This window comes from Nitrospirota bacterium (assembly GCA_040754395.1).
Classification (GTDB): domain Bacteria; phylum Nitrospirota; class Thermodesulfovibrionia; order Thermodesulfovibrionales; family SM23-35; genus JBFMCL01.
Genome location: JBFMCL010000024.1, coordinates 1 through 22003 on the forward strand (window position 1 = coordinate 1; position 22003 = coordinate 22003).

Sequence of the window (22003 nt, forward strand, 5' to 3'; positions counted from 1 at the left end):
CTCTTTGTACCACTCTTTTGAATACTCTCTACTTGTTCCATCGATGACACTCCTTTCGTCTAACCCAATTTGGAGTGTCACCCTATTTCCCTAATTCCTTGGTATCATAAACTGGTCGTTAGGACAAGCAATGAGAATTCCTTTACCTGGTGAATTAAGAAAATTGATAACAGGTTTAAATTGGTAAGGGTAAAAATCTGTATTTGTAGTCTCCATGCTATAAATCAAATTAGCAAGTCGACCACTGAGACGAATATAGGTAAGATTTTGTCTAAGGTCTGCTGCTCGGCCAAACTTGCCAGCAGCTAATAGTTTTAGAGGATCTGTAATTTTATCTGCAATTTCGAATTGATTTTCAGGTACGAAATGTGTTTCGTCGGGGAAAACTACTTCCCAGACTAAGCGGCCAGCTCGCTCTCGGTGTTTTCCAGTTAAAACGCCGATACGCCCAGGATCAGCAATAAGTCTGACTCTTGTTCCCACTTCTAACTTACATATCCCTATTTTTATAATTTTTTATTAACTTTATACTTGTTAGCATTCTTATGAAGATAATTTATGTGATATGCATATTTGTGCCAATAATTATTAATAATTTCAAGCAAGTCGAGGCGTTCACTTGCGGTTGTCCCCTCATCCATACCAAAGGGCTTCTCCTTCCTTTATCAGCAATACAATGGACAACAATTCCTTAAAAAAGCCCCTCGAATTCACAAGGGGCTTTCTGGTCAATATCTTCATTGCCCTTACTTCACTGCATCCTTGAACGCCTTGCCAGCAGAGAACTTCGGCAGTTTTCGTGCCGCAATCTTCATTGTTGCGCCAGTCCGCGGGTTCCTTCCGGTCCTTGCTTTTCTCTTGGCAAGCGAGAAGGTGCCAAACCCCACGAGAGAGACTTTTTCTCCCTTCTTGACCGCTTTGAAAATTGCCGTGAGCGCTCCCTCAAGCGCCTTTGCCGCACATGCCTTTGTACACCCTGATGCCGCTGCCATTTTCGCAATCAGATCCGCTTTTGTCATTTCACTGCCCCCCTCTTGAAGATATGTTGGTAGATACGCATTGAAACGATTGTATGAAAAGAAAGGATGTCTGTCAAGGGATGCGGAAGAGGATGCTGTTCCTCTCAGGGGGAGGGCGGTAATTATTGGGAAGGTGGAGCTTCAGGGGAGTATGGAATTACGCTCCTATTTCTTCTTTCCTTGCGGGTAAGCTTTTGGGGTCAGCCCTTGAATCGTGATGAATATGCATTGTGTTGGAGCCCACTCTCAATTTCTGTTTGCACCCAACAAAGCTAACACGACTTGATAACCGTTTCTTTCTGTGGTTCTATCCCCCGTTCCTTGGAAAGGAGATACTAGGGTCAGGTCTTGTTTCTTGATTAACATGGCCAATATCTTCTCAAAACGTTTTCTATCATCTAAATTTTGCTCCGACATACATATTTGTACTAGTAATGTTTAATAATTTGAAGTAAAGGACAATGTTCCCTTGCAGGTGTTAGAAATAGCTTGAAACGGAAAGCTTTATCCTCTCTTGCTGTATAAGTTTCTTCATTCTGGTATCTTATTTCGACTTCATGGGCCTCTTGATATTTTTCACGTATTTGTTGTATTTCTAATGCATGTGTTCTTATATATTTGGAGGTGGTCGGGGAATTTTGTAGAATCTGTTTAGAATTCGTTCGGCAGCAAATGCCACCAGAGCCTTTACAGACCACCCCGATGATTTTCATTCCCTCCCTTACCCGAAAGGGGGCGTTTCGAGTAAATTTGCCCACCTGAAAAGCCCGAAAACCATCGATTTTGTTTGCTTTATTGACATTTGCAGGGTAGAATTTTGCCCAAAAGGAATGCCAAAGGAGTAAAAATATTAGCACCATCTCACATGGCAAAAGCGGTAGGTATTCTGGATAACACGCTTAACGAAAAAACGATTAGCACAAAAATAGCACAATTTGTGAGCTGAGTTGAATAAGAGATCGAGGCAAGTTATTGATTTAATGGTAGGCGCGAAGGGGATTGAACCCTTGGCCTCTTCCGCGTCAAGGAAGCGCTCTCCCACTGAGCTACGCGCCTATAGAAAAAACTATTTAACCTGAATCCGGTAAATCTTGTCAAGGCTGACAAGATGCAATCAGTGAATCTCGAGGGCTGAAAAGAAATACGGTATTTCGTAAGCAGCCGATTCCTTCGAGTCCGATCCGTGGACGATATTATGTTCAATGTCTGACGCAAAGTCAGCCCTGATCGTGCCGGGAGCGGCGTCCTTCGGGTTTGTCGCGCCCATGATCTCCCTGACCTTTGCAATTGCCTGCTCTCCTTCAACGACCATCAGCACGACAGGCCCTTCGGACATGAACGCGGTCAGGCTCCCGTAAAAAGGCCTGTCCTTGTGCACGATATAAAACCCTTTTGCCTCGTCTTCGGACATGCGGATCATCTTGATCGCCGCTATTCTGAGGCCGGCCTGCTCAAACCTCCTGATTACTTCACCGATGACGTTCTGTTTTACCCCGTCAGGCTTGACTATTGATAATGTTCTTTCCATGTTCCCTCCGTCTATATCGACAGCTTTTTTATCAGGGTTGCGACCGATGCGCATGATTTCCTGAACTGCGCCTTTTCCTCTTTCGAGAGTTTCACCTCGACAACTTTTTCCGCCCCGTCTTTTCCGAGGATGACCGGCACCCCCATGTACAAATCCTTTACCCCGTATTCCCCGTTCAAATAGGCGGCACAGGGGAGAACCCTTTTTTCATCCAGCAGGATGGCCTTGATCATCTGAAAGGTTGATGCCGCAGGGGCATAATAGGCGCTGCCTGATTTCAGGTATGCGACTATTTCCGCACCACCGTTCCGTGTCCTTTCTATCAGTGCCTGGATCTTTTTCCGGGGCAGCAGCTCAGTCAGCGGAAGTCCTTTCACTGTCGTGAACCTCGGCAACGGGACCATATCGTCCCCGTGGCCGCCGAGCACAAGCGCCTCGACGTCTTCGGGAGAAACCTTCAGTTCCCAGGAAAGAAACGCTGAAAGCCTTGCGGCGTCAAGAATGCCGCCCATGCCCAACACGCGCCTGCAGGAGAATTCAGTGGTTTTCCACGCGAGCTGTGCCATGACATCCATGGGGTTTGTGACTATAAGGAGGATGCTGTTCGGTGACAGAGGCGCCACTTCGCTGCAGACCCCCCTTACGATGTTGGCGTTTGCATGGAGAAGGTCATTCCGGGACATGCCGGGTTTTCTTGCAAGCCCTGCGGTAATAACGATGAGGTCTGAACCTGCGGTATCGGCATAACTGTTCGTCCCCAGTATCGCGGATGAGGAATTCCAGAGAGGACAGGCCTCTGCCATATCAAGCGCCTTCCCCTGAGGCATGCCCTCCACGATATCAAACAGGACTACGTCAGCCAGCCCGGACTGCACGATAAGCTGTGCGGTTGTCGCGCCGACGTTTCCGGCTCCTATGACCGAGATCTTCTTTTTCATTGAGAACTAAAATTATAAAGGATAGGATGGGATAATGGCAAGGAACATCATGCAAAATGCAGGGGACTAATCTTCGACAGGGTTTTCGGAGAGCTTCTCGAGCTTTACTTTTGCGATCCTCCTGCCGACCATTTCCACGATTCTCAGCTTCATGTTGTCCGCAATGATCTCGTCGCCCGGTTCGGGTATGCGCTGAAGAAAGGTGACAATAAACCCGCCAAGCGTTTCGTATTCGGGCGACTCAGGTATCTCGATCCGGCAATCTTCCTGGAGGTCCCTGATGCTGATCGAGGCATCTATGATCATTGTGCCGTCACCAATATGAATGACAGGACTCTCCACATCAAATTCATCCCTTATCTCGCCGATAATCTCCTCAATCAGGTCTTCCAGCGTCACCAGGCCCGAAACCGCTCCGTACTCGTCTATGACGATGGCCATATGGACACGTTTCCTCTGCATTTCTTTCAGTAAGGAACTGATTTTCAGTGTTTCCGGAGCAAACAAGGGCGGTTTGACAATCCTCCTGACGATTACGTTCTCCGACATCAGAAGGGTGTTGAAAAAATCCTTTGCATGGAGGATTCCCCTGATATCATTGATATCTTTTCCGATTACCGGATACCGGGAAAATTTTTCCTCGAAAATGATATGCTTCACCTCATCAATCGGCATGTTGATGCCGATCGTGACCATTTGGGGGGATGGCACCATAACCTCTTTCACGAAGATGTCAGTGAAGGCGAACACACTGTGGATCAGTTCTTTCTCCGCTGCCTCGAAAATGCCCTTTTCTTTCCCTTCCTCTATCAGCATCTTGATTTCTTCTTCCGATATGTATCCTCTTTCACGGAATGCCTTTTTCCCGAAGGGTTTCAGCAGGATATTCGTGCTTGCGGTCAGGATTGTGACGAATACGCTTGCAAGTTTCGAGAATTTTTCTATTTTCGGCGCAAGAAAAAGGCCCACTGCCTCGGGATGGGAAAGGGCTATCGATTTCGGGATCAGCTCACCCAGCACCACGGAAAAATAGGTGATAATGATTGCGACAATCGCGATGGACACAGCGTCGCTGGAGGCGGCGATGATAGAGACCGGTACCGTTTCGAGAAACGGCTTGAGGAACCGGATAGCCACTGCACCGCTGATCGCGGAAGCAAGCGCCACTGCCATGGTGACCCCGATCTGGATTGTGGCGAGGAATTTTTCAGGGTTCTCCCTCAGCCTGCCAAGAGATTCGGCATTCTTCCTGCCTTCGTCGATCATCTGTTTTATGCGCGTTTTCCTGAGGGTGACGACGGCGATTTCGGCGGCGGCAAAAAAACCGTTCAGGCAGATGAAAATGAGTATGATAACGATATCAGACCACATGGATCGTTACGGGCAAAGGGTCTGCAGAGCTGTCTGCGCCGACCCTTAGTCTGCTGTGAGGGAAAATGTCCTTGTCCGCAGTTTTATTGGGAGGTTCTTTTTTTTGTGAGTCACTTTCCATTATGCAGATTACTTTAGTCTCTCGATTATGGCGTCTGCCATGCCTGATGTTGTTGCGGCAGTCGGGTCATCGGGAGCAGGCTTCAGGTCATATGTCACATGCCTTCCTTCTGCCACGACAGAGGCTACGGCTGATTCGAGTCTGCCGGCTGCGTCGAGTTCTCCGAGATGTCTGAGCATCATGACACCTGAGAGTATCATAGCAAGGGGATTGACTTTATTCAACCCTTTGTACTTCGGCGCGCTGCCGTGTACCGGTTCAAATACCGCATATTCTCCGCCGAGGTTCGCACCCGGGGCAACGCCAAGTCCGCCGATCAGGCCGGCTGCAAGGTCGGATACCACATCTCCGTAAAGGTTTGGCAGCACGATGACATCATACAGTTCGGGTTTCTGGACGAGCTGCATGCACATGTTATCAACGATCCTGTCTTCGAACTCGATATCGGGATACTGCGCAGCCACGGCCCTTGAGGTTTCGAGAAAGAGGCCGTCGGAATATTTCATGATATTCGCTTTATGTACCGAAGTAACCTTTCTCCTTTTATTCTTGCGGGCATACTCAAACGCGAACCTTACGATCCTTTCCGTCCCGAATACGGATATCGGTTTTATGCTGATGCCCGAGTCGTGCCTGATCTGCTTTCCGGTCAGTTCATGAATCAGGCCGATTACCTTTCTTGCATCCTCCGAGTCTTTTTCAAATTCTATTCCTGCATAAAGGTCTTCGGTATTTTCCCTGACGATAACGAGATCGACAGCATCAAAACGAGTCCTGACACCCTTGAATGTCCTCGAAGGCCTGAGGCAGCAGTAGAGGTCGAGCACCTGCCTGAGCGTCACATTCACGCTCCGGAAGCCTGTTCCCACCGGCGTGGTGATGGGCCCTTTAATGGCGACCCTGTTTTTCTTGATGGAATCAAGCACTCTCTGGGGCAGAGGGGTTCCCTCCTGTTCGAACACATCAAGCCCCGCTTCCTGGATATCCCATGTGATGGGAACCCCGGTCGCTTCGATTACGCGCCGCGTTGCCTCTGAGATTTCGGGTCCTGTTCCGTCTCCGGGGATGAGGGTAATGGTATACATCAGATGTCCACCTTGAGGATCTTCTTCACCGTCTCAGGATACGTCGCGATCAGCTTCAGCTCATCGTCGGTGAGCGGCTTCTGCGTGTGAAGATTTGAATACTGCACAAGCTCGAGCACCTTTCTTGCCTCATTGTCGTCATGGAAGTGAATCCCGAGCTTGTCATAGACATGCCTGAACCCTTTGATGCCTCCATACTCCCCGGTTGTTATGATCCTTCCGGTTTCTGCAAGCTCAGGTTCGCCCCTGCCTACATCCTCCGGGTCATAGAGTTCATAATTGCGCCTGTCTTTCAGCGCGCCATCCGCATGTATCCCTGATTCATGGGCGAATGCGTTTGCGCCTATCCCCGGCTGGTTGATCGGTATCGGAATATTGAATGCATAGGAGGCATATTTGCCGATCTTCCACGCCATCTTGAGGTCAATATGCTTGTCCAGAGGCAGCTTGTCTTTCAGTCCCTGGGAGAATTTCAGCGCGAGTATTGTCGAAACAAGGTCGCAATTGCCGCAGCGCTCCCCGAACCCGTTGACGGTGGTATTGATATAAGTATCGACACCTGCTTCAATCGCCCCCTGTGCTCCGGCAACAGAAACCGCCTCTGCCATGCCAAGGTCATTGTGGCAGTGCATCTCGAGGGGAAACTTCGTTGCAAGCGCCAGCGCCTTTGCCCTTTCATAAATGGTGATCGGGTCGTCCGTCCCCAGTGTATCGCAGTATCTGAAACGGTCTGCCCCGGCCTCTTTTCCCGCGAGGATGAACTCGATCAGCCTCTCCAGCTCTGTTCTTGATGCATCCTCCGCATTAATCCCGACGGTTTCGGCGCCGAGTTCCCTTGCTGTCTTGACCGCCTCAACAAGAGACTGCGTGATGTCCCTGAACGTCTTTTTTCCCTGGAATTTGCCTGATATCATGATCTCTGACGTAGATACGGAAATATTGATATGCTTGAGATCAGGACAGTTTTTGAAGCTCAGCCTTACATCCTCGGGGATCGCCCTGCACCAGCCCTCGAGGTGTATCCTTTTGATGGCCCCGAGTTTTACCAGCTCGAGGTTTGCATTGATGTAGTTGATTTCGTGCTTGAGCGTGGGAAAGCCGATCTCGCTCTGGAATAAGCCCATCTCATCGAGATAGATATTCAGCATCGTCTTTGCGAGTTTCGGGAGGAGAATCCGGGATGTCTGGACACCGTCCCTGTTTGTTACGTCGATCAGATATACTGTACCTTTCATCTGCATGTATCTCTTTCATTAATTAAATTTCCCCTGGAGGTATTCTTCAGGGATATGGATTTGACCGGAAAATGCTTGTTAGGGCATATAGTGTCTCAACCTTATATCCTAATATTAATAGCATAAATTGATTAATATTACAATAACTTCCCTGCTCAGATGCACTGCCGGATCAAATAAAGACTGGAAAAGAGCACCGCTCTCTGTTAAAATTAAAGCCAGTTTTTTTAAAGAAAATGGAATTTAAGGGACAGACAGCATTAGTTACCGGCGGAACGCGCGGCATCGGCAAGGCGATTGCAGAGCAGCTTGCACGAAAGGGCGTCAATGTCATAGTCGCCGGAAGAACCCTCGCTGCGGCAGACGAGGTTGCAGAATCGTTGGCGGCACTGGGCGTTCAGGCTGCGGGAAAAAGACTCGATGTGTCAGATGCGGCAGAGGTCGAAAAGGTCTTTGAGGAGATCCGGTCAGAGTTCAGGAGGATAGATATCCTGGTGAACAACGCCGGGATTACCAGGGACGGACTCCTGATGAGAATGAAGGAGGATGCATGGGATGCCGTCCTCGGGATCAATCTGAAGGGAGTTTTTCTCTGCTCACGGGAAGCGATAAAGGATATGGCGAAGCAGCGCTACGGCCGGATTATCAATATCACCTCGGTGGCTGCCTTCATGGGAAACCCCGGACAGGCAAATTACAGTGCTTCAAAGGCAGGAATAGTCGGGTTCACAAAAACAGTAGCGAAAGAGTATGCGGGCAGGGGCGTTACCGTAAATGCTGTTGCCCCGGGTTTCATAGAGACGGCAATGACGGATGTTCTGCCAGATAATATCAAAGAGGAGATGAAAAAACTCATACCGCTGGCCCGGTTCGGTTCAGTGGAAGACGTGGCGAATGCTGCTGTCTTTCTTGCATCGCCTGAATCCGGGTATATCACCGGCCAGGTGATACATGTGAATGGCGGCATGTATATGTAATGCGTGAAGACACGGAAACAGCAGATCCAGTAAAAAATCATTGAAGAGTGCATATGGAGGTGTATGAATGTTCGAAGAAAAAGTAAAGGAAATCATTGCAAAGCAACTCGGGGTGAATGCGGCGGAGGTTGTCCCTGAAGCGTCATTTGTCGAAGACCTCGGTGCGGATTCACTTGATACGGTTGAGCTCGTCATGGCATTTGAAGAGGCCTTTGGCATTGAGATACCTGATGAGGATGCAGAGAAGATCTCCAAGGTGAAAGATGCCATCGAATACATCAATACAAAAAAATCAGCGTAAGTCCCTCGAGTTTTTTCATGAATAAGAAGAGAGTTGTTATTACCGGGGTGGGTATGATTACCCCCCTTGGTATAGGCGTTGAAGAGAGCTGGAAGGGTCTTGTCGACGGCAATCCCGGCATCCGGAGGATTACCCAGTTTGATGCCTCGGCATTCCCGACCCAGATTGCAGGTGAGGTGCAGAACTTCAACCCTGAGGATTACATCGAACTGAAAGAAATCAAAAAGATGGACCGGTTTATCCATTTTGCGCTTGCCGCTGCGGAGATGGCGGTCAAAGATGCCGGGTTCAGTGTCACCGGGCAGAACGCTGACAGGGTTGGCGTAATTGTCGGGTCCGGCATCGGCGGACTGCATGCGATCGAACATTACCATTCGGTTCTGCTGGAGAAAGGGCCAAGAAAGATTACGCCTTTCTTTATCCCGATGCTGGTGGTCAATCTTGCAGCAGGCCAGATATCGATCAGATTCGGGGCAAAAGGCCCGAACTCGGCTGTTGCGACCGCATGTGCTACCGGGAGTCATGCAATCGGCGATGCATTCAAGATTATCCAGAGGGGAGACGCGGATGCAGTGATCGCAGGGGGAACAGAGGCGGTGATAACGCCTCTCGGCATCGGCGGATTCAACGCAATGAAGGCATTGTCCACGAGAAATGATGCGCCTGAAAAGGCGAGCAGACCATTTGACATCGCAAGAGACGGATTTGTGATGGGGGAGGGGGCAGGCATTGTCATCCTTGAGAGTTTTGAAAATGCCATGGACCGTGGAGCAAAAATATATGCGGAAATTGTGGGATACGGAATGACTGCCGATGCTTATCATATCACTGCGCCTGCCCCGGGCGGCGAGGGTGCGGCGCGGTGCATGGCGATGGCATTGAATGATGGAGGGGTCAGCGCCTCCGAAGTAGGGTATATCAATGCACACGGGACGTCTACGAAATTCGGTGATGAACTTGAAACAAGCGCGATAAAGACCGTTTTCGGCGACTATGCTTACAAACTGACGGTCAGCTCGACAAAGTCGATGATAGGCCATCTTCTGGGGGCTGCCGGTGGAGTCGAGGGGGTTATCTCCATATTGGCAGTGCATCATGACATTGTGCCGCCGACAATAAATCTCGACAATCCCGACCCGGAATGCGACCTTGATTATGTGCCGCATGAGGCGAGAAGGATGACTGTCGATTATGCCCTGACGAATTCGTTCGGATTCGGCGGGACGAATGCTTGTCTGCTGTTTAAGAAGTTTGCAGAGTAACTCTTCTTTCCATGCGTGAACACGATCTCACAGAACTGGAAGAAAGTCTCGGCTATTCATTCAAAAACAAGGATATCCTGGCGGAAGCCCTTACTCACCGGTCTTACTGCCACGAGCACCCCGACAGGACAGAATGCTACAATGAGCGACTTGAATTCCTCGGGGATTCGGTGCTCGGGCTGTCGATCGTTGAAGCGCTTTTCCTGTATGACAGCAAACTGACAGAATCCACAATGGCAAAGACCAAATCCTATCTCGTAAAGGAGGCGGTTCTCTCTGAAATCGCAGGCTCGATTTCCCTCGGCAGGTATCTCAGGCTTGGCAAGGGTGAAGAATCCACAGGGGGCAGAAAAAAAAGGTCTCTTCTTGCGGATGCCCTGGAAGCGGTGTTTGGCGCGGTGTATATTGACGGGGGATATGACAGGGCCAGAAAGCTGATCCAGCGGCTGTTCAGGGAGAAAATCGTTGCGATCATGAATTCCGGAGAATTCCAGGACTTTAAAACAACTCTCCAGGAAAAGACCCAGCTTTTTTACGGTATGGTCCCTGAATATGTCATGATAAAGGAAGAGGGAGAGGAACATAAGAAGGTATTTACCGTGGAAGTGCTTGTGATGGGCGAAAAACTCGGCACGGGTGTCGGAAAAAACAAAAAGGAGGCGGAAACGCTGGCTGCCCGGGAAGCACTCAAAAAACTCCCGCAGTAAAATTCAGGTGTATTTGACTGAAGTGCGCATTTCTGATAGTCTTTTCTCAATAGAAGGCTGACGTATTCACCACACTCATAAAACGTCCGGGGATATCCCATGTGCGTTGGCTCCCGGGATTTTGCAAGACCATTAAATTGTCAGGAGGTGATCAGCGTGGCAAAAGATCCGGTATGCAACATGCAGGTGGATGAGAAGAAGGCAGCCGCAACAAGCGTGTATAAAGGCGCCACATACCATTTCTGCGCAAAGATCTGCAAGGAAAAATTCGACAAGGACCCTGAGAAGTATATGACAAAAGAACAGAAATAACCGGGAGGAGAGATGAAAAGACTGCTATTGATGTTTGTATTGTTGGCGTTGTGGACAACGGCCTTTGCACAGACAGGAACCCATGGCGGGATGCAGGGGCATGAGATGATGCCTGAAAAAGGAAAGCAGATGCCCGTGATGCACTGTCCCGGGATGCAGCAGATGTCCGGCGGTATGATGCGCGAAGGAAAGCAGATGCCTGCGATGCAGATGTGTCCCATGATGGGATCTGGCATCATGCAGGACATGATGACAATGATGATGGATATGATGGACATGCAGGAAAAGATGCTTAAGGGAGTAAAGGCTGCCGACAAGAAAAAAATGATGACGGATATCGCCGGGATGAAGAAAAAACTCCAGGAAATGATCGAGACGTGCAAGTGTCAAATGCACAAAATGATGCAGCATCACATGACGGAACCCCCCGCACAAGCCGGAGGGACGGAAGCAGATAAACCTGCTCCTCCTGCAACTGAACCGCACAAGCATTAGGGGACGCGCGCAGTCCTTATCACGATGCTTTGCTCAATGGCCTCAACAGGAATTCTGTGAGGCCATTGCCTGCTCCGCCAGGCAGACACAGGTTACATTGCGGATGGGAGATCAAAAGAATATGGATGCGCATGTGCGATCAAAACTTATTCTTGTGCCCGTCAAGATCATTGCGCTTCTTATTGCCTTAATGATACTGGTAAGGCTCGGGTATGTCTTTTATGATTTTCTTCTGAATCCCTTTCACGAGCCTGCGACGCTTAGTGAAGAATCGGTCAAGCATGTTATGACGGCGCTTATACTTCTCGAGCTTTTTGCGCTGACGCTCCGGTTTCTTGTGCAGGATCTCATAGACCCTATTCTCATTCTCATCACCGTTTTGACAGCCCTTGGAAGGGACTTGATTGTGCTGAATTTCAAAGAGACTCATTATCTCAGTCTCCTTGCATTGGGATTCATATTCGCAGTTACGATTGCAGGGATTTATTTTTTGAGGAAAAATCCCGGATAACCTACGGGAACCCGGACGGGTATACCATTGCATCAGAAAAGAGTTTCTTCCCCCTGCATAACGATACTGCAGTATCACTTATCCTGTATGAAGAGAAGGCATATCATGGAAATGAGAAACAGTAAAATAAAAGCGGTCATAGTGGTATTCCTGGTTATTGTCAACAGTTCCCTTCATTATTTTACAGAGATGACGCGTATCTACTATCACATTTTTTTCCGGGAACTCTATTTTCTTCCGCTGATTCTTGCAGGATTCTGGTTTGGTCTGCAGGGAGGAATAGTTGCCGCTCTCGGTATCAGTGTGCTCTATGTGCCCTTCGTTGTTCTCCATTGGCAGGGGTTTTCTCCGGGAGATTTCGACAGAGTGCTGGAAATCCTGCTGTTTGGCGTTGTTGCATCAGGCCTCGGCTTCCTGTCCGACAGGAGAAAATCGGAAGAGAAGGCAAAAGTGGAGGCAGAGCGCTATGCGCGGGAACAGGCTGAAAGCGCAAACCGTCTGAAGTCGGATTTTTTGTCAATCATGTCTCATGAACTCAAGACACCCCTGATCAGTATCATTGGCTACAATGACCTTCTGCTTGACGGCGTTGCCGGAGACATGACAGAGGATCAGAAAGCTTCGCTGAAAAAAATAGACAAGCATGCAAAAAAGCTGCTGGAACTTATCGAAACAATGCTTGTTCTCACCGGAATCGAAGCCCAGGCTCCGGAGAAAAGAGAGATTGCTGTCTCTGTGCTGCTTGACGAATTCCGGGCCGAGAACAGGAGTCTGTTCGAGAATTCCAGGCTCGAATTTTTCTGGAACATTCCATTGGGACTCCCCTCCATTCACACGGATTCCACAAAACTCAAGATAATCCTGAAAAACCTTCTCACGAATGCAGTGAAGTTTACTGAACAGGGCAATGTTACGGTTGACGTGTGCACAGAGAGAGGTGGGGTCAGTTTTAGCGTGACCGATACAGGCATCGGGATTCCCCGGGATGCGCTGACGATTATTTTTGAACCGTTTCGTCAGGTGGAAAGCCCGCTTACCCGTCAGCATGGAGGGGTCGGGCTGGGGCTATATATTGCGAGGCGGATTCTTGACCTGATTGGCGGGACGATACACGTGCAGAGTGAAGTCGGCAAAGGTTCACGTTTCAGCATCTGGATTCCGTCCGGCTTTGACGGAAGACACTGACAGGATGCTTCTGACCCGGAAAATGAGTATTTCACATCCCCGAAAAGACGAGAAAATGGATGCCAGTATGCATGCAGATATGTTCACTGACGGCTTTGCGTATATGGCAAGAGGAATGTTGCCGGGGCAATAATGAAGGGCTGCCTTTGGACCGGCCAGATCACATGTCATGATACTGAGGGAAGAGAAGTGCCCTGCAGCGACAGCGGCCAGGATGCAGAGTTCAGGACAGGCATCCCATGGCCTGAGCCGAGATTTAAAAAGGAGGGAGATACGGTTCTGGATTGTCTCACAGGGCTTGTGTGGACAAAAAATGCGAATATTGCGGAATATCCTCTGATGTGGCAGGAAGCCCTTGATTACATCGCTGATAAGAACCATGAAAAATTGTTCGGTTACAGTGACTGGAGGCTTCCGAACCGACGGGAACTCAGAAGCCTGATAAGCTTCCAGACAATAAAGCCTGCGCTTCCCGAGAATCATCCTTTTATAAATGTATTCCCCGGCTGGTACTGGACATCCACCACTTCAGCAGTGAATACTGCGTATGCCTGGTATGTGCATATGGAAGGTGCCAGGATGTTCTATGGAGGAAAGAAACAGAACTATATCGTCTGGCCTGTGAGGGGCGAAGGGTACGGGATACTGCCAGCAACAGGACAGTCCGGATGCTTTGATGCGGAAGGACGGGTTATGCCCTGTAACGGAACAGGTCAGGACGGAGAATTCAGGCATGGCCAACCATTGCCTGAAAAACGTTTTGCAGTTTATGGGGAAGCGGTGATTGATAACCTGACAGGACTCTGCTGGGTAAAAAAAACATCCCTTGCGGGCAGGCCGGTGACGTGGAAAGACGCGGTCGAGGCTGTCGGTTCACTCAATCAGAAGGCCGGGACGACAAAACCGTGGAGGTTGCCGAATATCAATGAACTTGAATCCCTCGTGGATGCACGGACGCACAGCCCTGCACTTCCCGAAGGCCATCCCTTTGAAGATGTTCAGGAAGGGTACTGGTCCTCAACCACGAGCATGTTCGGGCCGGACTGGGCCTGGGTATTGTATATGGCGAAAGGAGCTGTGGGAGTCGGGCAGAAGCCGGGTGCACACTTCCATGTATGGGCAGTAAGCGACTCCGTTACTACTGATGCTTTCCTGAGAACATATACCTTCCGGGTAATGCGCTGATTGCATAAAATGGGTAATTCCGTAGAATATTAGGATAAGGAGTCTGGAATGCAGACCGGCAAGGTTGACAAAATGCAATCGCAAAAAAGCATTATCATCATCGCGGCCATAGTGCTCGCTTTCTTTTTTGCCGCTGTGCAGGCGTATGCAGCGACCGTTGAATACGATCTCATCATAGACGAACAGGAGCTTAATTTTACCGGAAAGCCTGTGCGGGCAATGACCATAAACGGGGGCATTCCCGGACCCGTCCTCCGCTTCAGGGAAGGCGATGTTGCCCGCATCAGCGTCCGTAACAGGATGAAGGTGGAAACCTCCATTCACTGGCATGGCCTGCTTGTCCCGAATGATATGGACGGGGTTCCCTATGTTACCTTTCCGCCTATCGCTCCGGGTACCGTGTTTATCTATGAGTTCCCGCTTCGCCAGAACGGCACGTACTGGTACCACTCCCATACCAGCCTGCAGGAACAGAGCGGCATTTACGGTGGCATCGTGATCGAACCGCATCATGATGGCATAAAGTCCGACCGGGACTATGTTGTTCTGCTCTCTGACTGGACTGATGAGTACCCGCATGAAGTACTCCGGACACTCAAGCGCGGGAGTGAATGGTATGCGGTCCGGAAGAACAGCGGACAGAGTATCCTCGGCGCGGCATATCTCGGGATGCTCGGCGACTATCTCTCGCGCGAGCTCCAGCGCATGCCGGCAATGGATATTTCCGATGTCGCGTATGACCTTTTTCTGGCCAATGGCAGACCTGCGGTGTCATTGCCGGCAGAGCCGGGTGAAATTGTGCGGGTGCGCATTATCGACGGCTCTTCAACAACCTATTTCCATCTCGAGTTCTCGGGCGGACCCATGACCGTCGTCAGCGCAGACGGCCAGGATGTCGAGCCGTTCCGGGAACAGCGTTTTCTCATCGGTGTTGCGGAAACCTACGACGTGATTGTCCGCGTGCCGGGCTCAGGCTCCTACGAATTGCGGGCAACCGCCCATGACGGGTCTGGTCATGCCTCGGTATGGATCGGTTCCGGCACCCGGTTTCCAGCTCCGGCTGTGCCAAGACCGAATCTCTATCATGCCATGGGAGGGCTCAGCCTGAAACAGCTTTTCTCGCTGACACCTGCTGGCGTAATGGGAATGTCTGACCGCGATGTTGAAAACGGCGTTTTTGACCGTCCCGGTATGATGGGAATGGGTTCGATGGAAACTGGCCACATGCATGGTGCCCGTAACGACACGCATATGCCCGGCATGAGCGGGGCCAGTTCGCATCATCTGCCGGATGCAGCCGGTCCGGTACACAACACCGGTGCCACGATGCATCATGACGGACACGAAATGGGGCAGATGGAACATGCGGATGCCGGAACGACCGGAACAACGCATATCGGGGAGTCCGGCAGACGTCGCATCCTGTATCGGCTTCTTTCCGGAGATGCCGCTTCTTGGGGGGATCTTGCCCATGACGGGATGGACTCAGGCCGTCCCTGGCCTCCGTATGAAAAACTGCGCGCCACAAGGAACACCGCTTTTTCCGGGGAAAAACCTGTACGGGAGTGGCGCCTTACCCTCGATGGCGACATGGAGAGATATGTCTGGTTTCTCAACAACAGGCCGCTTGCTGAAAGCGATTCGATACTGATTCATCAGGGCGAGGTCGTGCGGTTCATCATGATCAACCGCACGATGATGCACCACCCCATGCACCTGCACGGCCACTTCTTCCGTGTGCTCAACGGGCAGGGGGACTATTCCCCGCTGAAGCATACTGTCGATGTTGCGCCCATGTCTACCACAGTCATTGAATTTGATGCAGAAGAGCCAGGCGACTGGTTCTTTCATTGCCACCTTCTCTACCACATGAAGAGCGGCATGGCCCGTGTCCTGCATTACGATGGTTTTGCCATGAATCCGGATCTCGCTGCAGTCAGGCCAGTGCTCTATAAGGATGCCTGGTATATATGGGGAGAGGCTTACCTGCTCAGCAACATGACCGAAGGGATTCTTGTGCTTTCAAACACCAGAAACATCCTGTCGGCAGAATGGGAGGCGGGATGGCAGACAGTCGAGGACACCGTGTGGGAAGGTATTGTCACATGGGACCGTTATCTCAACCGCTTTCTCAAGGTCTTTGCCGGCGCTGACCTTGAAGGCGTCGGTGACGTACTTGAAGATGTGCGCGCAGTCTTCGGGATTCGCTATCTCCTGCCGCTCAACATCGAATCGCGTCTGTGGGTGGATTCAGACAGCGGTGCGCGCATTGCGCTCGAAAAACATCTTGAACTCACACCTCGCCTCATGCTTTTTGGCGAAGCCGAATACGACACCCGCGACTTCTGGGAAGGAAAGGCAGGCCTGTCATATAGCGTGAACAAGAAGATATCCCTTCTCCTTCAATGGCACTCTGATTACCGGCTGGGCGGAGGCATCAGTATCAGCTTCTGATAACTCCCCGGGAGCAAAGCCCTCGGCCCGATGGACGCGCTGCTGCAATACCTCTTTGCGCATGCCCTGCTTGTCTGCAGTCATCGAAACATCTTCCCTACGCAAGTAGGATTGACAAATCAGGGCAATAAAATCAAAATTAAATTAATGAGAATTATAATTATTATTTATTAAAACATCCATATGAGCACATGCAGATATCAGATGCGGAAGTCAAAATCATTTCATAGCGCATAAGGAAAGTGTTATGGAAAAAAGGCGTTTCAAGAGATTTTCCGTGGCTTCCATGGAGATCCATGGAAGAATCCTTTTTTCCACTGATATCAATGTGCTCAATATCAGTGTGGGTGGCCTTGCCTTCAGCACCGATAAATATCTCACCATGGGAGGGATTTATGTGCTGAAACTGGAAAGCAAAGGCAGTTCACTGTTTTTGCAGGGAACCATTGTATGGTCAAAACAGCATGAAAGCGTCCATGGTGATACTGGTACTGTTCCAGTCAACAGTTTTGGGATGAAGTTCTTGCATGCTTCAGATACCCAGCGAAAGGATATCGAGAAATTCATCAGAGATCATTTCGTGGAATATCAGAGAATTAATGATGTCCCCAAATATGTCAGCGGTATCAGAATTCATGTCAGATGCCGTATCAATAACCCGGAAAAGGCCGTCATTAATTGCTCTGAGGGGTACAAAGTGAAGAAGATCAGCCAGAGCGGCATGCTTATAGAAAGTGCCAACCTGCTGAAGACCGAAGAGAGAGTCCCCATGCAGATGACACTTGCCGAACGCAAACATATCACGTTTTGGGGAAGGATTGTCACGTGCCAGGCAAGACGGATGAAAGAACAGCTGCTTTATGATATCGGAATAGAATTCGTCGAGATGACAGAAAGAGACAGCGTCATGCTCGGGGATTTTATTCATTCTCTCGAGACCCAAAAAGCTTCCTAGAATATTGTTTATTTACGCCTGCGATCCATTTTTGCCATTCTGTTTCGTCAGTACGGCATGCTCCATGCCGCTGCGAATAAACGACTGAGCATGAGCGATAATGCTCTGTCCTCAGGATAATCAGAAAAATTTATGAATAATAAGGGTTAAATTTATTGCTTTTTCAAAACCCCCGCCGTTTCTTCAGGGGTATATTCCCATGCGTTGTCACAATGTCGTTTTTCGTGACTTCCGAGCATTTGATTGTCCCTGCAAAAGAGAGTAAACTGATATTGAGGGAAGGAGGTGAAGGGGTAGCATTGGGCAGTGTTCTGTCCGTTGCACTGAACCATCATCCTGTCATCGTATGCGACGAAGTCCTGAAATAGTGTCTCATCATGAAATCGCACGTTTTGTTATGCACAGAAAGCCGGAGTTCTTTCAATGAGTATATGAGTAGTTGGCATGTCAGCCTGAAGCACAGGGATGACGAATGATAAAAGTCAGCGGGCAGGAAACGGACAACAGGGAGGAGCATGTATCATCCAAAAACAATCGGGAGGAGCACGGAGGCAAGAAATGAAAAAAGTGCTGGTTATTTGTATTCTCGTTCTGGCGGTAAGCGCAGGGTACAGTTTTGCCCAGATGGGCGAAGGCATGATGGGCGGCAAGATGGGTGAGGCAGGACAAGGGCATATGATGACCCAAAAGGGCATGATGGAACATGGCCGGATGATGGGCGGGATGATGGACATGACACATCAGATGTCCGGAATGATGGGCCAGATGTCCGGGATGATGAAGGATATGCCCGCGGACAGGATGAAAGAGATGTCGGGAATGATGTCGGACATGTCCAAACAGATGATGGATATGTCAAAAATGATGGGGAAGGGCAAAATCTCGGAGAAGGATATGAAAAAAATGCAGGATAGCATGATGAAACTGCAGAAAAAAATGTCGGGGATGGGAATGAAGAAATAATGCATTCCGGATGCGCAGGGTAAACGCACAGAAGGGGAGTCTTCATGTCCGGTGAGGACTCCCCCGCGTCTGAACGGGAGATGATCAGACAAAAGGCATCTTTACTGCGCTGGCAACAAGGTTTTTTGCAATACTTGCCGGCCTTCCTGAAATGCAGGAGGACTAAGGAGAAGAATGAAATCGTGAACATGCCGGAAGGTTTTCTGTATAAGGGTGGGGGAGGAGAACATGAAAGTTACTGATCCAGTCTGCAAAATGACCATAGAAGATAAAGACGCTGCCGGGACATCCTCATATAAAGGCAAGACTTACTATTTCTGCGCAGAACAGTGCAGGGATGATTTCGAGAAAGCCCCGGAGGCCTATCTTGGGGAAGCGGCTATTCCGAAGGGCGAAGAAACGGGTTCCGTGTCCGCAAAGAGTGCCGCAGGGATGGCAAAAGACCCAATTTGCGGGATGGTTATTCCCAAAGAGCGTTCGATCAAGAGAGTGGTCGGAGAGAGAGAATACTATTTTTGCAGTGAAACCTGTGTGAAGACATTCGAGGCCCCTGAAGCAGAGTTGAAAGATATGAAAAGGAGGGTGACCATCGCCCTCACCGGCGTGCTCGCCCTGGCTGTCTTCAGAGCGGCCATATTTCTCGGCCTTGCGGCAGGAGCGACAGTCCTTACTTGGGTTCCTTTTTCGTTTCTTCCGTGGTTTACCGCGGGTGTATGGCTCTTCATCATCACCACTCCGATAATGATTTTCGGAGGAAAAGGATTTTTCATCGGGGCGTATCAGGCCCTTAAGCAGCGTATGGCCAATATGGACCTCCTCATCGCGCTCGGCACATCAACTGCCTATCTTTACAGTGCATTTGTGGTGTTCTTTCCCGGGGTCCTCCCTGTGCAGGAAAAGAATGTCTATTTTGACGTTTCGGCAATTATCATTGCGTTTGTCCTCTTCGGAAAATATATGGAGGAGATTATCAAGAAAAGGAGCTCAGCTGCCATACGAAAGCTGCTCGATCTCAGGCCACAGACCGCACGGGTAATAAGAGACGGCGCCGAGGCCGAGATACCTGCTGATATGGTTTTGATAGATGAGATAGTGGTTGTCAGGCCCGGAGAAAAAATACCTATGGACGGCATTGTGACAGACGGGCATTCGTCTGTTGATGAGAAGATGATCACGGGAGAAAGCGTCCCCGTCGAGAAACAGGCGGGGGATGAAGTAATAGGCGGAACCATGAACAAGGTCGGGTCCTTCAAGCTCAGGGCAACAAGAGTTGGTGCCGATACGACGCTGAATCAGATAATAAAGATGGTGGAGGAGGCACAGGCATCGACCGCGAATATTCAAAGGCTTGCGGACAAGGTGGCGTCCTATTTTGTCCCTGCGGTGGTCAGTGCCGCATTTCTGTCGGCTGCCGGATGGGTATTATTCGGCAATTATACCTCGGCGCTTCTTTCATTTGTTGCTGTGCTTATTATCGCCTGTCCGTGCGCACTTGGCATCGCAACCCCTGCCGCCCTAATGGTCGGCGTGGGAAAGGGCGCTGAACTGGGCATCCTGATACGGGGAGGGGAATATCTTGAAAGGGCCGAGAAACTGAATACAGTCGTTTTTGATAAAACGGGTACGCTTACCAAAGGGGAACCGGAGGTTACGGAGATAGTATCTTTTGACGGAAAACCTGAAGATGTCATTCTCTCCGCATCCATAGCAGAGAAAGATTCGGAGCATCCGCTTGCAGAAGCCATAATGAAAAGGGCCGGCATGATGAATCTCGCCGTACCCGATGCCGAAACCTTCGAAGCAATACCCGGTCATGGCGTTAAGGTTACGCATAATGGCAGAGATATCCTGATAGGGAACAGAAGGCTGATGAAAGATATCGGAATTCCTGTGGAGGATAAAGAGGCTGCGATTTCGCGTCTTGAGGAAAAAGGCAATACGGTTATTATTGTAGCTGAGGACAGGAAACTGAAAGGACTTGTGGCCGTGGCTGACACACTGAAGGAACACGCCGGCATTGTGGTGAAAGAGCTCCGGTCTGAAGGGATTCAGGTGATCATGCTGACAGGTGATAATGAACGGACAGCAAAGGCTGTCGGTGGAAAGGTCGGCATAGAAAGGATCATTGCAAATGTGCTTCCTGGTGACAAGGCGAAAGTCATTAAGGAGCTTCAGTCAGAAGGGAAGGTGGTTGCAATGGTCGGTGACGGTATCAATGACTCGCCTGCACTGGCCCAGTCGGACATAGGCATAGCCATTGGGAGCGGGTCGGATGTCGCGAAAGAGACGGGAGGAATCATACTCGTGAAGGATGAACTGACAGACGTGATTAAGAGCATCAGGCTTTCAAGGGCGACAATGCGGACGATCAAGCAGAACCTCTTCTGGGCATTTTTCTACAACACCGCCGCGATACCAATTGCGGCATTTGGCCTTCTGAATCCTATTATCGCGGCGGCGGCGATGTCGATAAGTTCCCTGTCCGTGGTAACCAACTCGGCGTTGCTGAAAAGGGTGAAGATATAAGAAAGGAGGCATAATGCCATGGCGTATTATTTCAGCAAGATTCTGCAAGGTTCCTTTGATGAGGCAGTCGCAAGGGTTACGGAAGAGCTGAAAAAGGAGGGGTTCGGAATCCTCACCGATATCGATGTGCAGGCAACCCTGAAAAAGAAGATGAATGCGGATTTCAGAAAATACAGAATCCTGGGGGCATGCAACCCTCCATTTGCCTATCAGGCGCTGCTGGCAGAGGACAAGATCGGTACAATGCTGCCGTGCAATGTGATTGTGCAGGAGATTGCCGAACGACAGGTTGAAGTCGCAGCCATTGACCCGGTGGCCTCGATGATGGCGATTGAGAATCAGAAGCTCGGTGACATCGCCCTGCAGGTCCAGGCAAAATTGCGGAAGGTAGTCGAGAGTTTATAGCCGGGGGATTATGTGTGGTCGAAGAGGTTTTTCACTTCGTTCATCAGTTCATTGATATCCTTGAACTGCCGGTAGACAGAGGCGAACCTCACGTAAGCGACCTTATCAAGCTCTTTCAATGAAGACATCACTTCTTCCCCGACCCAGGTGCTCTGGATCTCCTTGACTCCAAGGCCGATAAGCTTTTTTTCGATGGTATCCGTGATGCCTTCAAGCGTTTCCATGCCGATCGGCCTTTTTTCACACGCTTTTTTCAGTCCGGCCAGAATCTTTGATCTCTCGAACGGTTCCCTTCTGCCGTCCTTTTTTACCACCATGGGGACTATGTCTTCCACGCGCTCATAGGAGGTAAAACGTTTTGCGCATTTCAGACATTCCCGCCTCCGGCGAATGGCATTGCCTTCCCTGCTGGTGCGGGAATCAATGACTTTGTCTTCAAGGTTGCTGCAGAACGGACACTTCATGTGT

At 49.9% G+C, this 22003-nt stretch carries 24 protein-coding genes and 1 tRNA gene; 15 read left to right on the top strand and 10 right to left on the bottom strand.

Features of this window, described 5'->3' with window-relative positions; translation table 11 throughout:
• Window positions 1–90: 90 nt before the first annotated feature.
• From AB1552_11570 to AB1552_11610, 9 genes are all read right to left on the bottom strand, one after another.
• On the bottom strand, window positions 91–483 hold the full coding sequence (locus AB1552_11570; protein ID MEW6054405.1) for a hypothetical protein: 393 nt from the start codon (window positions 481–483) through the stop codon (window positions 91–93).
• A gap of 263 nt (window positions 484–746) precedes the next feature.
• Complete coding sequence (locus AB1552_11575) at window positions 747–1019, bottom strand: HU family DNA-binding protein (GenBank protein MEW6054406.1); 273 nt, start codon at window positions 1017–1019, stop codon at window positions 747–749.
• Window positions 1020–1447: 428 nt separating this feature from the next.
• Window positions 1448–1732 (bottom strand): hypothetical protein, encoded by a 285-nt coding sequence (locus AB1552_11580; GenBank protein MEW6054407.1) that lies wholly within the window; start codon window positions 1730–1732, stop codon window positions 1448–1450.
• Between the two features lie 268 nt (window positions 1733–2000).
• Window positions 2001–2075: transfer RNA gene (locus AB1552_11585), tRNA-Val, on the bottom strand.
• A 58-nt stretch (window positions 2076–2133) separates the two neighbouring features.
• Complete coding sequence (gene ndk, locus AB1552_11590) at window positions 2134–2547, bottom strand: nucleoside-diphosphate kinase (protein MEW6054408.1); 414 nt, start codon at window positions 2545–2547, stop codon at window positions 2134–2136.
• A gap of 11 nt (window positions 2548–2558) precedes the next feature.
• A complete protein-coding gene (gene mdh, locus AB1552_11595; GenBank protein MEW6054409.1) occupies window positions 2559–3485 on the bottom strand; it encodes a malate dehydrogenase in 927 nt (308 codons plus the stop codon).
• 66 nt (window positions 3486–3551) lie between these two features.
• Window positions 3552–4856: a hemolysin family protein gene (locus AB1552_11600; GenBank protein ID MEW6054410.1), complete on the bottom strand. Its 1305-nt coding sequence runs from the start codon at window positions 4854–4856 to the stop codon at window positions 3552–3554.
• Between the two features lie 129 nt (window positions 4857–4985).
• Window positions 4986–6065, bottom strand: a complete 1080-nt coding sequence (locus tag AB1552_11605) for an isocitrate/isopropylmalate dehydrogenase family protein (protein MEW6054411.1) — start codon at window positions 6063–6065, stop codon at window positions 4986–4988.
• Window positions 6062–7303 (bottom strand): homocitrate synthase, encoded by a 1242-nt coding sequence (locus AB1552_11610; GenBank protein MEW6054412.1) that lies wholly within the window; start codon window positions 7301–7303, stop codon window positions 6062–6064. Before AB1552_11610 ends, AB1552_11605 begins: the two co-directional genes overlap by 4 nt.
• A 230-nt stretch (window positions 7304–7533) precedes the next feature.
• On the opposite strand from AB1552_11610, the gene fabG reads away from it, so the two are divergent.
• From fabG to AB1552_11685, 15 genes are all read left to right on the top strand, one after another.
• Window positions 7534–8274, top strand: coding sequence for a 3-oxoacyl-[acyl-carrier-protein] reductase (gene fabG, locus AB1552_11615; protein MEW6054413.1), 741 nt, complete (start codon window positions 7534–7536; stop codon window positions 8272–8274).
• Between the two features lie 67 nt (window positions 8275–8341).
• On the top strand, window positions 8342–8575 hold the full coding sequence (gene acpP, locus AB1552_11620) for an acyl carrier protein (protein ID MEW6054414.1): 234 nt from the start codon (window positions 8342–8344) through the stop codon (window positions 8573–8575).
• A gap of 17 nt (window positions 8576–8592) precedes the next feature.
• The gene (gene fabF, locus AB1552_11625) at window positions 8593–9837 is read left to right on the top strand and encodes a beta-ketoacyl-ACP synthase II (GenBank protein MEW6054415.1); all 1245 of its coding nucleotides are present in this window, start codon (window positions 8593–8595) and stop codon (window positions 9835–9837) included.
• Window positions 9838–9848: 11 nt separating this feature from the next.
• The gene (rnc, locus tag AB1552_11630) at window positions 9849–10544 is read left to right on the top strand and encodes a ribonuclease III (protein MEW6054416.1); all 696 of its coding nucleotides are present in this window, start codon (window positions 9849–9851) and stop codon (window positions 10542–10544) included.
• Between the two features lie 156 nt (window positions 10545–10700).
• Window positions 10701–10856: a YHS domain-containing protein gene (locus AB1552_11635; GenBank protein MEW6054417.1), complete on the top strand. Its 156-nt coding sequence runs from the start codon at window positions 10701–10703 to the stop codon at window positions 10854–10856.
• A 12-nt stretch (window positions 10857–10868) separates the two neighbouring features.
• Window positions 10869–11351, top strand: coding sequence for a hypothetical protein (locus AB1552_11640; GenBank protein MEW6054418.1), 483 nt, complete (start codon window positions 10869–10871; stop codon window positions 11349–11351).
• Window positions 11352–11472: 121 nt separating this feature from the next.
• Complete coding sequence (locus AB1552_11645; protein MEW6054419.1) at window positions 11473–11862, top strand: phosphate-starvation-inducible PsiE family protein; 390 nt, start codon at window positions 11473–11475, stop codon at window positions 11860–11862.
• Window positions 11863–11973: 111 nt separating this feature from the next.
• Window positions 11974–13047, top strand: a complete 1074-nt coding sequence (locus tag AB1552_11650) for a HAMP domain-containing sensor histidine kinase (protein ID MEW6054420.1) — start codon at window positions 11974–11976, stop codon at window positions 13045–13047.
• Between the two features lie 132 nt (window positions 13048–13179).
• Window positions 13180–14232 carry a DUF1566 domain-containing protein gene (locus AB1552_11655; protein MEW6054421.1) on the top strand — a complete coding sequence of 351 codons (1053 nt, stop codon included), beginning with the start codon at window positions 13180–13182 and terminating at the stop codon, window positions 14230–14232.
• A gap of 48 nt (window positions 14233–14280) precedes the next feature.
• Complete coding sequence (locus AB1552_11660; protein ID MEW6054422.1) at window positions 14281–16686, top strand: multicopper oxidase domain-containing protein; 2406 nt, start codon at window positions 14281–14283, stop codon at window positions 16684–16686.
• Window positions 16687–16933: 247 nt separating this feature from the next.
• Complete coding sequence (locus tag AB1552_11665) at window positions 16934–17641, top strand: PilZ domain-containing protein (protein MEW6054423.1); 708 nt, start codon at window positions 16934–16936, stop codon at window positions 17639–17641.
• A 212-nt stretch (window positions 17642–17853) separates the two neighbouring features.
• Window positions 17854–18009 carry a hypothetical protein gene (locus tag AB1552_11670; protein MEW6054424.1) on the top strand — a complete coding sequence of 52 codons (156 nt, stop codon included), beginning with the start codon at window positions 17854–17856 and terminating at the stop codon, window positions 18007–18009.
• A 190-nt stretch (window positions 18010–18199) separates the two neighbouring features.
• A complete protein-coding gene (locus AB1552_11675) occupies window positions 18200–18604 on the top strand; it encodes a hypothetical protein (GenBank protein ID MEW6054425.1) in 405 nt (134 codons plus the stop codon).
• Between the two features lie 228 nt (window positions 18605–18832).
• On the top strand, window positions 18833–21130 hold the full coding sequence (locus tag AB1552_11680; GenBank protein MEW6054426.1) for a heavy metal translocating P-type ATPase: 2298 nt from the start codon (window positions 18833–18835) through the stop codon (window positions 21128–21130).
• 18 nt (window positions 21131–21148) lie between these two features.
• Window positions 21149–21535, top strand: a complete 387-nt coding sequence (locus tag AB1552_11685; GenBank protein MEW6054427.1) for a DUF302 domain-containing protein — start codon at window positions 21149–21151, stop codon at window positions 21533–21535.
• A gap of 8 nt (window positions 21536–21543) precedes the next feature.
• On the opposite strand, the gene nrdR is transcribed toward AB1552_11685, so the two are convergent.
• A complete protein-coding gene (gene nrdR, locus AB1552_11690; protein MEW6054428.1) occupies window positions 21544–21999 on the bottom strand; it encodes a transcriptional regulator NrdR in 456 nt (151 codons plus the stop codon).
• Between the last annotated feature and the right edge of the window lie 4 nt (window positions 22000–22003).